Origin of the sequence: Rhizobium sp. AN73 (assembly GCF_030757975.1) — a bacterium.
GTDB lineage: Bacteria > Pseudomonadota > Alphaproteobacteria > Rhizobiales > Rhizobiaceae > Agrobacterium > Agrobacterium arsenijevicii.
On sequence record NZ_JARWME010000002.1, the window covers coordinates 1,081,243 to 1,095,367 of the forward strand.

Below are 14,125 nucleotides of genomic sequence, written 5' to 3' on the forward strand. Positions count from 1 at the left end.
TTGCCGCTGCTACCTGATAAGGTGCAAGCAAAGGACGGCATATGGCAGCGCGCGACAGATATTCCCGGAAACTCGAATGTTCCAAATGTGGCCATCAGGGTTTTGCGGAGGTGTCGGAATCGGATGAAAAGGGCCGTCACGACCTCGATTTTCGCGTTGATGAAATGCCGCGCGGTTTTCGCACCGAGCGCGCCTCGGTCGATCCGGCGCAATTCATGATCCGCTGCGGCCAGTGCGGCAACATATTCCGCTTCCTGCAAAAAACCGCCTATGCGCCGGGAGGCGAACCGCGCGTGAAGGCCTGAACGGAAGGTGCCGTGATGACTGTACCGCAACAACCGAACGGAGCGCCGCCGAGGCGCAAACCGATCTGGCCGTGGATCGTGTTGCTGGTGCTGACACTCAGCGCCATCTATTCCTATAATCGCGCCAATGAGATCATCACTGAGTTGTCCGACACCTTGCCGCCGGCATTGCTGAACCTTTTCGAAGATATTCTTCGGGGCGGCGGCCGACATGGCGATGGCGGACCGAGTATCGGGGTCTGAACGATCAAGCCGGTAAACGGGCGCGGGTTTTCACGCATCAGCCTTTATGTGGCGGTCGTATTTTTTCGGCAGTATAAAAGAAAAAAGCCCCGCAAACGGGCGGGGCAAGGTTGATCGCTCGGGGAAAGTTGGGCAATGCCCGGGAGCGATGTGGCTATATAAATGACAATATTGCTGACGCGATAGGCCACTTCCGTCCCAAACAGTACGCCGACGCATAAATTTTGCTCAGGCGAGGAGATTTTGGGAGGATGAACTGGCGAAATCTGTCAGGCAACTTGACAGGATGCCGCTCTATTCTTTCTATTGCCTCGAATTGCACATATTCGCCCCTAACATAACCGGACATGAGCAGACGCATGGATAAATCCGGAATCTTCTTCGTGGCGCTTTTGCTGGTGCTTGTTGCAATCGTCCTGAGCTTGGCCTTCATCGACTCGCCCCAGCCAATCCCGGCACTTCCTTCGGGCGAGGGGTCTCTGTTGCCGCCGGTAACGACACCCGGACAATGACCTGCAAACCGGGAACGAGAGGTTGCGCCCGCTTGCTCCGGCGGGATTGACGGCCATTTTCAAACCGCTATAAAGCCTCACCACCGAAGGATGGGTGTCCGAGTGGTTTAAGGAACCGGTCTTGAAAACCGGCGTGCGTGAGAGCGTACCGTGGGTTCGAATCCCACCCCATCTGCCAATCAATTCAAAAATGATCATTTAAAAAAGCGGAGCGCTCGTTGCGTCGTCGCTTGGCTTCGTGCGTGTTCTGGGACTGCCCAGAATGAAGAAACCCGCCTCTCGGCGGGTTCCATGTATCGATCCAGTCAGATTTCGGGACAGCCCCGTTCGTTTGCGAATGTGATGCGCTCGGGTCCGCGGCGACCATATCCTTCCACCACGACGCGGCGAGGGGTGACGCGCACGACTTCGGGGTCGCGCAGGCCGGATTCGCGGGCGGCGGCGCGGGCTTCGCGTTCGCTGCAGCCGCGCATGCGGGGTGGGCCTCGGCGATCCATGTCTCGGCGGTCCATGTCGCGGTCACGGTCGCGGATGACAGGGCGAATGCCGTCCGGGCCTATTCTCAGCTCCATGTCCTGCGCGCCTGCCGGAATAGGCGCGGCGATCGATACCAACGCGATGCCGAGCGCGAGACCGGCGGCTTTTAACGACTTAATCATGTTCCCTCCCTCAGCCGAAAACCGGCGGAGCTCGTGTGTTTGCGGGTAGAAAACGCGGCCACGTTTCATTTGTTCCTTGAAAACGAAAGCCGGGAGAGAGGCCCGCTTGCGGGTAAATTGCGCCCTCCCGACCGCAGAAAAGACATGAATCATTAACCACGTTCGTTACAATTTTATCGAATTTGCAGAAGTCGTTCGCATTTTCGCCACGTTATGCACAAGATTAAGCGACTGTTAGGTGCTTCGATGGCAGGGGCAAGCATCGAGGCAAATGAGGGTGCGGTTCTTCGAGCCTGCAAGCAGCGTGGGGCAGACGATTTGAAATCTACGGTCAAGAAACTCGGCATCAACGCCAGATCAGGCGTGAAGTGGCTTGCAATTTCCGTGCTTTGCGCCGCGACAGCTTCGTGTTCCACCACCTCCGAGACCAAGCCGAAGCAGAAGCGCAGCAAGGAATATTTCTCCGAATCGGAATATGGCGTGAAAGCCAGCCCGCGTGTTGCCGACGGACAGAACATCCCCAAAGGCGGCGGACGCGAGCTTCTCGGCAATGCCTATACCGTCAAGGGTCGCCGTTATTTTCCGAAAGAAGAGCCGGGTTACAACAAGACCGGCCTCGCTTCCTGGTATGGTTCCGCCTTCCATGGCCGCCTGACGGCGAATGGCGAAGTCTACGACAAGGAACATCTGTCCGCTGCGCATCCGACATTTCCCCTGCCGAGCTATGCGCGCATCACCAACGTGGAAAATGGCGCTTCGGTTCTGGTGCGCGTCAACGATCGCGGTCCCTTCCATGAAGGCCGCCTGATCGACGTTTCCAGCAAGACGGCCGATCTTCTCGACATGAAGGCAACCGGAACGGCGAATGTGCGGGTGCAATATGCCGGTCGCGCGCCGCTTGACGGACACGATATGCCCTATCTGATGGCGTCCTATATTCCCAAGGGGTCGCGCTCTCCGGGCGTCGCGCCGGAAGGACAGATCGCCACCGGTGTGATGGTGGCTTCAGCTTCGCCGAAATTCGTTCCGGCTCCAGCTTCCGGCGGGAACTATGGCGCCTCCACCCAGACGGCTCTCGTCGGTTCCAAGAGGAATGCGGCGCTTCAGGCAATGCCGCTGGTCAATGGTCCTGCGCCGTCGTTTGAGCAATTTGCGGTTCTGCCGGAAATCGGCCCGTTCCTGGCAGAACGCCCGGAAGGCAATTTCATGCGTGAACCGGCAGCGCCAGGCGGCAACTATCTGCGCGTGCCGACGCCGACCTCCAAATATGCGGCGGCCTATTCCGAAGAATCTGCTACGGTATCCAAGACCTCGCGCGCCTTCGACAGTGTTCTCGTCGATCGTGGAGCGCTGAACGAGCAGTCCATACTGGCCCATGTCAAGCGTCAGCAGGCTGTGCGCTGACAGGTTGAAGGATTACTCGCGTCGCGCTCTCGGTGCGAGTGGCCGGTTGCGGCAGGGCAAAGTTGGGCGGTTTCATGCGCAAGACCATTCATCGCTCTTTTTGTTCAGTCGTTGCGGCGGCAATCCTTGCAGTTTTCGGCAACGGCCCGGCGTATTCGCAAGCAGCACCATTCATCGCCAAGGCCGAACAGGCCTATATGATCGATGCCGAGACCGGTACGGTGCTTCTTTCCCAAAATGAAAACCAGTCCTTTCCGCCAGCCTCGCTCGCCAAGCTGATGACGGTGGAAGTGATGCTGGATGCGCTGGTCAAGGGGCAGGTGACGCCTGAGACCTCTTATCCTGTCTCGGAATATGCCTGGCGCACGGGTGGCGCGCCATCACGAACCTCGACGATGTTTGCTGCGCTGAAGTCCTCCGTCAGCATCAATGATCTCCTGACCGGGATTATCGTGCAGAACGCCAATGACGGCTGCATCATCGTCGCCGAAGGCATGGCGGGTTCCGACGCCGCTTTTGCCAAACGCATGACGGTGCGGGCGGGCGAACTTGGCATGAACCGCAGCATTTTTGCCAATTCGACGGGGCTGCCCGATCCGGGCAACCAGACGACCGCGAAGGACATGGTGCGTCTCGCGCAGCATCTGCACGATACCTATCCTGATCGCTACGGGCTTTTCACCAAGCCGGATTTCGAATGGAACCGGATTTTCCAGCGCAACAAGAACACGCTACTGGGCAGCGGCATAGACGGTCTGGGGCTTGGTTTTGCGGAAGGCAGCGGTTTCGCAGCCGTCGTTTCGGCCGAGCGCGAAGGCCGCCGGGTCTATTTGGCACTTGGCGGCATCGTTGACGACAAGACGCGGCAGGAAGAGGCGCGCCGGGTGGTGGACTGGGGGCTGACGGCTTTCGAGAAACGCCACCTTTTTGCCAAGGATGAAGCCGTTGGTTCCGTTGGCGTTTATGGCGGAGATGTCTCGCATATCGATCTCTCGCCGAGGGAAGACATCAGCGTGCTGGTGCCGGTCAACAATCCGGAGCGAATTTCCGGGCGGATCGTCTATCGCTGGCCACTGAATGCGCCGCTCGATAACGGTGCGAATGTCGGAACGCTCAAGATCTTTTCGGGCGAACGGCTATTGCGGGAGGTGCCGCTTTATACCAAGGCGGCAGTCGGCAAGGGCACACTTACCCAGAATGCCGCGGGTGCGCTCAAGGAATTGCTGCTGTTCTGGCTCTGACGGCCTATCCGACAAACCACGGCTTTCCCTATGCTTTTGTTCATGCACCGGATTTTCTGAAAAGCGCTTCACACTTTTCGGTTCCATGCTGTAAACAGGCATTTCCGAATTTTGAGAAATCCCGCGCAGGAAGTGACATTGGCCGAAAAGACCGGATTGTTCATCAGCTTCGAAGGCGGCGAGGGTGCCGGCAAGTCGACGCAGATTCGCACGCTTGCCGAGGTGCTTCGCAGCCGTGGTTTCGATGTGGTCGTAACTCGTGAGCCGGGCGGTTCGCCGGGGGCGGAGGCCGTTCGACATGTTCTCCTGTCGGGCGCTGCGGAATCCTTCGGCGTGCGCATGGAGGCTATCCTGTTTGCGGCGGCGCGCAACGACCATGTCGAGGAAGTCATTCGCCCGGCACTGGAGAAGGGCGCGATCGTGCTTTGTGACCGGTTTCTCGATTCTTCCCGCGTCTATCAGGGTACTACCGGCAATCTGGAACCGGACTTCATCGAGACGCTGCAACGGGTCGCGATCGATGGCGTCGTGCCGGAACTGACGTTGATCTTCGACATCGCCGCCGAAAAAGGTCTTGCCCGCGCCAGAAAGCGTGCGGATGAGGGTGCTACGCCGGACCGGTTCGAAAAAGAGGAAATCGAGACCCACGAAAAGCGGCGCGAAGCCTATCTGGATATCGCGCTTGCCGAGCCGCGTCGCTGTCGGATCGTCAATGCCGACCAGCCGGAAGAAAAGGTTGCCGAAGACGTGATGTCGTTCGTGGAGCCAATGCTTGAGCGGCTTGAGACTGCGGCGAGTACCAAGCATGAGTGAGGTTCAGGGCGTTCTCGAGGGCGCTATCGCGCCGCAGCAGAACACGAAGCTTTTCGGTCACGGCGAAGCGGAGGCGTTTCTGGCGCAGTCCTATCGCTCCGGCAAGGGACACCACGCCATTCTGATCGAAGGCCCGGAAGGCATCGGTAAGGCCACGCTCGCCTTCCGTTTCGCCAACCATGTGCTCGCCCATCCCGATCCTGCTTCAGCACCGGATTTCCTGGCCGATCCCGATCCGGAATCGCTCGTCAGCCGGCAGATTACCTCCGGCGCATCGCATAATCTGTTGCATCTGACCCGTCCGGTCGATGAAAAGACCGGCCGGGTGAAATCGGCGATCACGGTGGATGAGGTGCGGCGGGCAGGGCATTTCTTCTCGCAGACTTCTGGCACCGGCAACTGGCGCATCGTCATCATCGATCCGGCTGACGATCTCAATCGCAATGCCGCAAACGCCATCCTGAAGATACTGGAAGAGCCGCCCAAGCGGGCGATGTTCCTCGTTCTGTCGCATGCGCCGGGAAAGTTGCTGCCGACCATTCGCTCGCGCTGCATGCCGCTCCGGCTGCTGCCGCTTTCGGATGCGGATATGGTGCGGTCCCTCGAACATCTCGGCATCAGTGCCAGCGGTGAAAAACGCGATGCCCTGCTTGCCGACTCCAAGGGCAGCGTCGCGCAGGCGCTGAAGCTGATGAATTATGGCGGTTCCGACATCGTCGAGGCGCTTGCCTCGGTCATGGCGGCTGACGGGCCCGGCGCACGCAAGCAGATGCACAAGCTCGCCGAGGTTCTGGCGCAGAAGGATGGCGACATCGTTCTCGGCTTCTTCATGGAACATGTGACGGAAGAGCTGATGGCGCGGGCACGGGCGGCGGCAATGGCGGGCGATATCGCGATGGCGGAAAAACACGCACGCCTTTCCTCGACGCTTTCGGAACGTATCACCGTGGCGCAGGCCTATAATCTCGACAAGAAGCAGATGGTGCTTTCCATTCTGGAAGATATTCGCGGCGTGTGAGGCCCAAGAGATCGGACAGAACGTACGCTTTTGCTTTCGCTGTTGCGAACAATCGTTTAAGAGCGGTCTATCCAAAAAAACAGCCTGTAAAGTCGATAGACAGTCATGACAGACAAGACACCATTCTACATCACCACCGCGATCTCCTATCCTAACGGCAAGCCGCATATCGGCCATGCCTATGAACTGATCGCGACGGACGCCATGGCACGCTTTCAGCGCCTGGATGGAATGGATGTTTTCTTCCTGACCGGCACCGACGAACACGGCCAGAAGATGCAGCAGACGGCGCGGGCGGAAGGCATTTCGCCGGAAGAGCTGGCGCAGCGCAACTCCGACCAGTTCCGCGAGATGGGTAAGCTGTTCAACGCCTCGAACGACGATTTCATCCGCACCACGGAAGAGCGTCACCACGAGACCTCGCGCAATATCTGGAACCTGATGGCCGATAACGGCGACATCTACAAGGACAGCTATGCCGGCTGGTATTCCGTGCGCGACGAGGCCTATTACGCCGAGGACGAGACGGAAGTGCGCACTGACGGCGTTCGCTACGGGCCGCAGGGCACGCCGGTCGAGTGGGTGGAAGAAGAAAGCTACTTCTTCAAGCTCTCCGAATATCAGGACAAGCTGCTGAAGCTCTACGAGGAGAACCCTGAATTCATTGGTCCGGCCGAGCGTCGCAATGAAATCATCTCGTTCGTGAAGTCCGGTCTCAAGGACCTGTCGATTTCCCGCACCACCTTCGACTGGGGCATCAAGGTTCCAAACGATCCGAAGCATGTCATGTATGTCTGGGTCGATGCGCTGACCAACTACATCACCGCCACGGGTTACATCGAAGACAAGAACGGTCCGCGGGCGAAATACTGGCCTGCCGACGTGCATATCATCGGCAAGGACATCATCCGTTTCCATGCGGTCTATTGGCCTGCCTTCCTGATGAGTGCGAAGCTGCCGCTTCCCAAGCGCGTTTACGCGCACGGCTTTGTGCTGAACAAGGGCGAGAAGATGTCAAAGTCGCTCGGCAATGTTGTCGATCCGGCCAATCTCGTCAGCCATTTCGGTCTCGATCAGGTCCGCTATTTCTTCATGCGCGAAGTCTCCTTCGGGCAAGACGGCAGCTACAGCGAAGAGGGCATCGCCACCCGCATCAATGCCGATCTCGCCAATGGCATCGGCAATCTGGCCAGTCGCTCCCTGTCGATGATCGTCAAGAATTGCGATGGCCAGATCCCGGCGCCCGGCGCATTCACCGATGAAGACAAGGCGATGCTCGCCTCCGCCGACGGGCTGCTTGCGGTCTGCCGTGAGGAGATGGGCAAGCAGCTCATTCACCGCGCGCTGGCGGCCATCATCGCCGTCGTCTCGGAAACCGACCGCTATTTTGCGTCTCAGGAGCCGTGGGCTCTGAAGAAGACCGATCCCGAGCGCATGGGCACCGTGCTTTACGTAACGGCGGAAGTGGTTCGCCAGATCGGCATCCTGTTGCAGCCCTTCATGCCTGGCTCTTGCGAAAAGCTGCTCGATCTCGTTGCGGCTGCCGCCGACAAGCGTGACTTCGCTGCACTCGGTGAGGCCGGCCGTCTCGTTCCGGGCACGCCGCTTGAGGCACCGAAGCCGGTCTTCCCGCGTTACGTCGCACCGGAAGCGTGAAGGCGACACCCATGCTGATCGATACGCATTGCCATCTGGATTTTCCCGATTTCGAAGCGGAGCGCGACGATATCATCGCCCGCGCTCATGCTTCCGGCGTTGCCCAGATGGTGACGATCTCGACGCGGGTGCGCCGCCTACCCGAGCTTTTGAAGATTGCGGAAAAATACCCTTCGGTTTTCTGCTCGGTCGGCACGCACCCCAATAATGCCGACGAAGAACTCGACATTTCGGCCGACGACCTTGTGCGGCTGGCGGAAAGCCACGACAGGATCGTGGCGATCGGCGAGGCGGGTCTGGATTATTTCTACGACACGCAGAAGCCGGAAGACCAGAAGACCGGTCTCATTCGCCATATCGAGGCGGCAAGGAGAACCAAGCTTCCGCTCGTCATCCACAGCCGCAGCGCCGATGACGATATGGCTGCGATTTTGCGCGCGGAGAGTGAGAAGGGGGCATTTCCCTTCATCCTGCACTGCTTTTCCGCCGGCCCCGATCTCGCGAAAGCCGGCGTCGAACTTGGCGGTTACGTGTCCTTTTCCGGCATCCTGACCTTCCCGAAATCGCAGGATATCCGCGATATCGCCGCCACCGTGCCGCTGGACAGGCTGCTCGTTGAAACCGATGCGCCCTATCTTGCGCCGAAGCGCTGGCGCGGCAAGCGCAACGAGCCTTCTTACGTCGTCAACACAGCGGAAGTTCTGGCCGAGGTACACGGCATCTCGTTCGAGCGCATGGCGGAAATCACTACCGAGAACGCCTTCCGCTGCTTTTCGAAGATGACAAGGGTGTAGGTGTGGCAATCTACCGTCGCCGCTTTACGGTTCTCGGATGCGCTTCGTCTCCCGGCGTGCCGCGCATCAACGGCGACTGGGGTGCCTGCGACCCTGATAACCCCAGAAATCGGCGCACGCGCACGGCCTTCATGGTGGAGCAGATCGGACCCGATGGCGGCAAGACCACTGTCGTCATCGACACTGGCCCGGATTTTCGCGAGCAGATGATTGCCGCGAAGGTGGAGGCGGTTGATGCGGTTCTATATACCCACGCCCATGCCGACCATCTGCACGGCATTGACGATCTGCGCATCTATTTCGCGATCCAGAAGAACCGCATTCCGATCTATGCCGATCCCATCACCATGGCGCGCATATGGGATGGTTTTGCCTATTGCCTGGAAACGCCTTCAGGCAGCAGCTATCCGCCCATCGTCGAACCGAGGGTCATCGCCGATATCGACGCGACCCTGATCGTTGACGGGGCAGGCGGGCCGATACCTTTCGGCGTGCATATGCAGCAGCACGGCGACGTGCACTCGCTCGGCTTTCGCATCGGCGATGTCGCCTATTGCACCGATGTCAGCGATTTTCCGGCCGACAGCCTGCCCAAGCTTGCCGACCTTGATGTTCTCGTCATCGATGCGTTGCAGCACCGTTATCACCCCAGCCATCTTTCGCTGGAACAGGCGCTCGGATGGATTGAAAGATTAGCCCCCAAAAGGGCGATCTTGACCCATATGCATATTCCGCTCGATTATGACACGGTGATGCGCGAAACGCCCGATCATGTCGAACCGGGTTACGACCAGATGCGTTTCGAAGTCGAAATCGAGATCGAAGCGCCCTAATCCCGCCTGAAAAGGAACAGCATGTCGACCAGGCCTTTCCGTGCACCCAGTATGGCGAGCTTCTTCGACAATCTGCGCGCCAGCCGCCTGCGGGCGATGTTCCGGCGCGGCGAACTGGGGCTGGTGGCTCTCGCCGTTGTCATCGGCATTGCGGCGGGCCTTCTGGTGGCGCTGATCGGCGCACTAAGCACGGCGCTGCATGTGCTGGTCTTCGGCGTCGAGCGGCTGAGCAGCAGCGATCTGTCCGGCTGGGTCGTGCTTTCCGGGCCGATCATCGGCGGCATCGTGCTCGGCCTGATCCTGTTCATTCTTTCGAGGACCCGCAAAAAGCCGATGGTCGACCCGATCGAGGCGAATGCGCTGCATGGCGGCCGTCTGTCGCTGACGGACAGCATCATCGTCTGCGTACAGAACATCGTCTCCAACGGTTTCGGCGCGTCGGTGGGGCTTGAAGCGGGTTATACGCAGATTGCCAGCGGTGTGGCCTCCAAGATCGGTATCAAGCTGAAGCTGAGGCGAGGGGACATGCGCATCCTCGTCGGCTGTGGTGCTGCGGGCGCTATCGCTGCGGCCTTCAACGCGCCTTTGACCGGGGCGTTCTACGCCATAGAACTCATCATCGGCACCTATACCGTTGTAACGCTCGCGCCGCTCATCGTGTCGGCGCTGGTGGCGAGCATCGTGGCGGGGCTTATCGGCGGGCACGGCCTGTCGATCGATATCTATGATGCCAGCCGTGTTACGCCGCCGGATTATGTACCGGCCATCTTTCTCGGCGTGGTGTGTGCGGTAATCGGCATCGTGCTGATGCAGACGGTATCGCTTATCGAGGAAACGGCCCGCAAAAGCTCGATCCCCGGTTGGCTGCGCCCAACAATCGGCGGCGTGGCGGTGGGTGGCCTTGCACTGGTTTCACCGCAGGTCCTGTCGAGCGGCCATGGCGCGTTGCATCTCAACATCGATGCCGACCTGACGATATACGGGCTGGCCGGGCTATTCCTGCTGAAGGCGGCGGCCAGCGCCATTTCCATCGGCTCGAATTTCCGCGGCGGCCTGTTCTTCGCCTCGCTGTTCATGGGGTCGCTGATCGGCAAGATTTTCGCGCTCTGCGCGCCCTATATCGGTTACGGCTCGACATCACCGATTGTTTACGCCGTGGTCGGCATGAGCGCCTTTGCCGCCGCCATTATCGGCGGTCCACTGACGATGACGTTTCTGGCGCTGGAACTGACGGGGGACTTCCAGATCACGGCTCTGGTACTTGCCGCCGTGATCACGACGTCATTGGTGGTGCGCACGACCTTCGGTTACTCCTTCGCGACCTGGCGTTTTCACCTCAGGGGCGAAAGCATTCGCAGCGCCCATGATATCGGCTGGATACGCGACCTGACGGTGGGCAAGATGATGCGCGCCGATATTCGCAAGGCCAATGTCAGCATGGGTCTTCCGGCCTTCAAGGAGAAGTTTCCGCTCGGTTCGACGCAACGGGTGATCATGACCCATGATGACGGGCGTTATGCCGGTATCGTCCTTGTACCCGAAATCTACGCCGACCCGATGGATCGCGATCCCTCAACGATCAGCCTCGAAACCTATCTGCACTACAAGAACGACATATTGCTGCCGGCAATGAATGCGCGCCAGGCAGCGGCAGCCTTCGATGCAGCGGAGAGCGAAGCACTGGTCGTTGTCAACGACAAGATCGAGAACCGCCCGGTTGGCCTGCTCACCGAGAGCCATACGCTGAGGCGCTATAGCGAAGAACTCGAGCAGAGACGCCGGGAGGCGTCCGGCGAGCTATAAATTACATTAGAAAATTCTATTTATATATTGATATAAAATAACTTTATTATGAGTCACGTTCCTTTATGTGGTTGGCCTCTGCGTCAGGGAAGACGGTGCGTGAACCGACGTGGCATCACATCGTAAAGCTGAGGCTTGACTGGTGATGTGCGCTATGTATACGTTACTTTATAACATAACAGTCACGCAAACGAAGAGGTCTTTCATATCGAAGTTGAACTACCCGTGCAGGCGGTTGACAGCGACCGGCGGCAGTGTAGGTTCGCTCCGTCATGGTTCTTCCGCCACCCGGTGGAAGCTAAGAGGAATCCGGTGAAAACCCGGAGCTGTCCCGCAACTGTAAGCGGTGAGCCGATCGCCCACGATGTCACTGGCAGCAATGCCGGGAAGACGGGCGAGGTGGCTTTGACCCGCAAGCCAGGAGACCTGCCTGACAAATTGTAATTCCGTGGTCGGGGGGTGCCATGGGGATGATGGCTGTTCCGGCATTCCGCTGGAGGCCCGTCATTTTCGTTGCCGCCTCGTGAATGAGGCATTGTGACAACCGAAACCGAACCAACCAATCGAGAGCCATCCGCGCCCGACGCCGTGCTGCTTGTCGCCAAATCGGCGTTTGCGGCAGCACCGCATCAGGACATGCGGCGTCTGGCAGCGCTTACCGGCCAGCTGCGCGGAGCGAAAATCGTTCGTTTCGCGTTCACCGAGCAAGGCACGCCGTCTTTGCGTGAAGCGCTGTTCGAGCTTATCGAGGAGGATGTCGGCGATGTCCTCCTCGTGCCGCTGATGCTGCCCTTGGAGCCGAGCTTTCACAACTGGCTGATCAAAACCCTGAAACGATGGCGGGCGGCGGATTCGCGCCCGTGGCCATCGCTTTCAATAGCGGCCAACCCCACCTCCAGCGCCCTGATGGTACGTCTTCTCGAAGACCTCGCCGAAACGGCGCAGGCGCTTGATCTTTCATCCTCAGTGCGTCCGGCGGGCGAGGGGTCGCTGGTGCCTGCGCAGAAACGCCGCGTTCTCGTCTGTCAGGGCGGCCCGTGTAATTCGGCGGGTGCGGATGTGATCTGGGGTCATCTGCGCAACCAGCAGGAACGACAGAAGCTCAGGGTAACCGGCGACGGCACCATGACGGCCAAATCGACCTGTCTCGGCCCCTGCAACCTTGCGCCGGTCATGCAGGTCTTTCCCGAAGGCACCTATTACGGCGGTGTTACCGAGGAAGCTGTCGATCGCATCGTTGCCGAACACCTGCTTGGCGGGTGTGTCGTCGACGATTTTGCCTATCACCCGACCGGCCGCAAACAGCGGCTGCGCAATCTATCTGAATAGCATGAGAGGAAACATAATGTCGGCAAAGAGCTTTTCGCGTCTGGCGGCAGCCGGGCTTGCGGCTTTCATCACGGGAGCGGCAGCCAATGCCCTCGCCACCGAACCATTGCGCGTTGGCGCCACCTACATCACGAGCGGCCTTGATCCGGCAAAGGGCTCGAACGGCTGGGCTCTCGTCAGTCACGGCGTGGGTGAAAACCTCTTTACCGTCGACAAGGATGGCAGGCTTGTGCCTGATCTTGCCGATAAAGCCGAACGTACCGGCGATTTGACCTGGACCGTGATGCTGAAACCGGACCGCGCCTTTTCCGATGGTTCTCCGGTAACGGCAGCAGCGCTTGCTGCCGGTTTCGAGCATACTTTCGCAACCAACAAGGCGGCGCTCGCGACGGGTGGAAAGCTGGACTTTAAAGCGGCCGACGCGCTGACGCTCAACATCACCACGGAGAAGCCTGTTTCCTTCCTGCAGGCGCTGTTTGCGGAGTGGCCGCTGGTTGCCTATACGCCTGCCGCCGATGGCAAGGCTCTTTTCACCGGGCCGTATCAGATCGCGGATTTCAAGGCGGATACGTCGCTTAAACTGGCGCCGAATACGCATTTTACCGATGCAGGTTCCCGGTCTCCTGTCGATTTCCGCAGGTTCGGCGACGCGCAGAGCATAACCCTTGCGCTGGAAGCGGGCGAACTGGACCTCGCCTTCGGACTACCTTCGGAGGTCGTGAAGCGGCTGGAGGCCAATCCGGACCTGACGATCAAGTCCTTCCCGGTTGGTTATCAATATCTCGCCTTCTTCAATACGAAACGGACGATTACCACCGACATCAAAGTGCGCGAGGCGCTGGACCTGACTTTCGACCGCAAGGAACTGGCTGCCGCGATCAACGGCGGTGAGCCGGCAACCGGCGCTTATGCAGCCTACTTCCCCTTTGCCGGAAAGCAGCCCCGGCCGACAGACATTAAAAAAGCCGAAGTGCTTCTTGATGAGGCGGGATGGGTCAAGGACGGGGCAGGGAACCGCGCAAAGGATGGCGTGCCGCTACGCCTGCTCGCCATCACCTATCCGCAGCGCCCCGATCTCGTGACCATGCTGCCTGTGGTGAAGGCGCAGCTCGCCCGGGTCGGCATCCAGCTTGACACGAAGGTCGTTGAAAACATTCAGGATGTGGCGGCCGCCGGCGAATTCGATATCGCACTCTGGGCGCAACACACCGCGCCCAATGGCGATCCGGCCTTCTTCCTCAACTCCATGCTGCGCAGCGGCGCTTCGCTCAACTATGCGAAATATGCTTCTGCGGATTTCGATGCCATCCTCGACCGCTTTGCCACGGCTGGTGAGGCTAATGAGCGGGCCGCAATCGCTCTCGATGCGCAGGCAAAACTGTTCACGGACGTTCCGGCCTCCTTCCTGGTTTCGCCGGTCTGGTATGTCGGTCTTTCGAAACGGCTCCAGAATTACGAACCCTGGGGCTCGGACTATTACGTCCTGCGAGCCGACATTGGCGAGGCCAAGTAAGT

Annotated in this window: 14 protein-coding genes, 1 tRNA gene and 1 riboswitch; of the genes, 14 read left to right on the forward strand and 1 reads right to left on the reverse strand. The window is 59.3% G+C overall.

The features are described 5' to 3' along the window. The first annotated feature begins 41 nt into the window (after window positions 1-41). From RBH10_RS15270 to RBH10_RS15285, 4 genes are all read left to right on the forward strand, one after another. The gene (locus RBH10_RS15270) at window positions 42-305 is read left to right on the forward strand and encodes a hypothetical protein (RefSeq protein WP_045016268.1); all 264 of its coding nucleotides are present in this window, start codon (window positions 42-44) and stop codon (window positions 303-305) included. Between the two features lie 15 nt (window positions 306-320). Continuing rightward, window positions 321-548, forward strand: a complete 228-nt coding sequence (locus tag RBH10_RS15275; RefSeq protein WP_281036640.1) for a hypothetical protein — start codon at window positions 321-323, stop codon at window positions 546-548. A 359-nt stretch (window positions 549-907) separates the two neighbouring features. Then, window positions 908-1,060, forward strand: a complete 153-nt coding sequence (locus RBH10_RS15280; RefSeq protein ID WP_281036639.1) for a hypothetical protein — start codon at window positions 908-910, stop codon at window positions 1,058-1,060. A gap of 88 nt (window positions 1,061-1,148) precedes the next feature. Next, window positions 1,149-1,238, forward strand: a tRNA-Ser gene (locus RBH10_RS15285). Between the two features lie 127 nt (window positions 1,239-1,365). On the opposite strand, the gene RBH10_RS15290 is transcribed toward RBH10_RS15285, so the two are convergent. Beyond that, a complete protein-coding gene (locus tag RBH10_RS15290; RefSeq protein WP_281036638.1) occupies window positions 1,366-1,719 on the reverse strand; it encodes a hypothetical protein in 354 nt (117 codons plus the stop codon). A 318-nt stretch (window positions 1,720-2,037) separates the two neighbouring features. Between RBH10_RS15290 and RBH10_RS15295 the strand changes: the two genes are divergently transcribed. The 10 genes from RBH10_RS15295 to RBH10_RS15340 all read left to right on the forward strand — a co-directional run bounded on the left by RBH10_RS15295 (window position 2,038) and on the right by RBH10_RS15340 (window position 14,123). After that, window positions 2,038-3,123 carry a septal ring lytic transglycosylase RlpA family protein gene (locus RBH10_RS15295; RefSeq protein ID WP_045016521.1) on the forward strand — a complete coding sequence of 362 codons (1,086 nt, stop codon included), beginning with the start codon at window positions 2,038-2,040 and terminating at the stop codon, window positions 3,121-3,123. Between the two features lie 74 nt (window positions 3,124-3,197). After that, window positions 3,198-4,364, forward strand: a complete 1,167-nt coding sequence (locus tag RBH10_RS15300) for a D-alanyl-D-alanine carboxypeptidase family protein (protein ID WP_281036637.1) — start codon at window positions 3,198-3,200, stop codon at window positions 4,362-4,364. Window positions 4,365-4,502: 138 nt separating this feature from the next. Beyond that, window positions 4,503-5,177 carry a dTMP kinase gene (gene tmk, locus RBH10_RS15305; RefSeq protein ID WP_281036636.1) on the forward strand — a complete coding sequence of 225 codons (675 nt, stop codon included), beginning with the start codon at window positions 4,503-4,505 and terminating at the stop codon, window positions 5,175-5,177. Beyond that, on the forward strand, window positions 5,170-6,195 hold the full coding sequence (locus RBH10_RS15310) for a DNA polymerase III subunit delta' (RefSeq protein ID WP_281036635.1): 1,026 nt from the start codon (window positions 5,170-5,172) through the stop codon (window positions 6,193-6,195). The genes tmk and RBH10_RS15310 overlap by 8 nt, the downstream gene beginning before the upstream one ends. A 105-nt stretch (window positions 6,196-6,300) precedes the next feature. Next, window positions 6,301-7,851, forward strand: a complete 1,551-nt coding sequence (metG, locus tag RBH10_RS15315; protein WP_281036634.1) for a methionine--tRNA ligase — start codon at window positions 6,301-6,303, stop codon at window positions 7,849-7,851. Window positions 7,852-7,862: 11 nt separating this feature from the next. Beyond that, complete coding sequence (locus tag RBH10_RS15320; protein ID WP_281036633.1) at window positions 7,863-8,645, forward strand: TatD family hydrolase; 783 nt, start codon at window positions 7,863-7,865, stop codon at window positions 8,643-8,645. 2 nt (window positions 8,646-8,647) lie between these two features. Continuing rightward, window positions 8,648-9,478, forward strand: a complete 831-nt coding sequence (locus RBH10_RS15325) for an MBL fold metallo-hydrolase (RefSeq protein ID WP_281036632.1) — start codon at window positions 8,648-8,650, stop codon at window positions 9,476-9,478. A gap of 21 nt (window positions 9,479-9,499) precedes the next feature. Beyond that, the gene (locus RBH10_RS15330; RefSeq protein WP_372339789.1) at window positions 9,500-11,281 is read left to right on the forward strand and encodes a chloride channel protein; all 1,782 of its coding nucleotides are present in this window, start codon (window positions 9,500-9,502) and stop codon (window positions 11,279-11,281) included. 256 nt (window positions 11,282-11,537) lie between these two features. After that, a riboswitch (cobalamin riboswitch) is annotated at window positions 11,538-11,730 on the forward strand. 88 nt (window positions 11,731-11,818) lie between these two features. Continuing rightward, window positions 11,819-12,610 (forward strand): (2Fe-2S) ferredoxin domain-containing protein, encoded by a 792-nt coding sequence (locus RBH10_RS15335; protein WP_281036631.1) that lies wholly within the window; start codon window positions 11,819-11,821, stop codon window positions 12,608-12,610. A gap of 16 nt (window positions 12,611-12,626) precedes the next feature. Next, on the forward strand, window positions 12,627-14,123 hold the full coding sequence (locus RBH10_RS15340; RefSeq protein ID WP_281036630.1) for an ABC transporter substrate-binding protein: 1,497 nt from the start codon (window positions 12,627-12,629) through the stop codon (window positions 14,121-14,123). Window positions 14,124-14,125: the final 2 nt, after the last annotated feature.

Coding starts and splice junctions, on each gene's coding strand:
- RBH10_RS15290 (WP_281036638.1), bottom strand. CDS start 1,719: ATGATTAAGTCGTTAAAAGCCGCCGGTCTCGCGCTCGGCATCGCGTTG.
- metG (WP_281036634.1), top strand. CDS start 6,301: ATGACAGACAAGACACCATTCTACATCACCACCGCGATCTCCTATCCT.
- RBH10_RS15270 (WP_045016268.1), top strand. CDS start 42: ATGGCAGCGCGCGACAGATATTCCCGGAAACTCGAATGTTCCAAATGT.
- RBH10_RS15300 (WP_281036637.1), top strand. CDS start 3,198: ATGCGCAAGACCATTCATCGCTCTTTTTGTTCAGTCGTTGCGGCGGCA.
- RBH10_RS15340 (WP_281036630.1), top strand. CDS start 12,627: ATGTCGGCAAAGAGCTTTTCGCGTCTGGCGGCAGCCGGGCTTGCGGCT.
- RBH10_RS15330 (WP_372339789.1), top strand. CDS start 9,500: ATGTCGACCAGGCCTTTCCGTGCACCCAGTATGGCGAGCTTCTTCGAC.
- RBH10_RS15280 (WP_281036639.1), top strand. CDS start 908: ATGGATAAATCCGGAATCTTCTTCGTGGCGCTTTTGCTGGTGCTTGTT.
- RBH10_RS15310 (WP_281036635.1), top strand. CDS start 5,170: ATGAGTGAGGTTCAGGGCGTTCTCGAGGGCGCTATCGCGCCGCAGCAG.
- RBH10_RS15320 (WP_281036633.1), top strand. CDS start 7,863: ATGCTGATCGATACGCATTGCCATCTGGATTTTCCCGATTTCGAAGCG.
- RBH10_RS15275 (WP_281036640.1), top strand. CDS start 321: ATGACTGTACCGCAACAACCGAACGGAGCGCCGCCGAGGCGCAAACCG.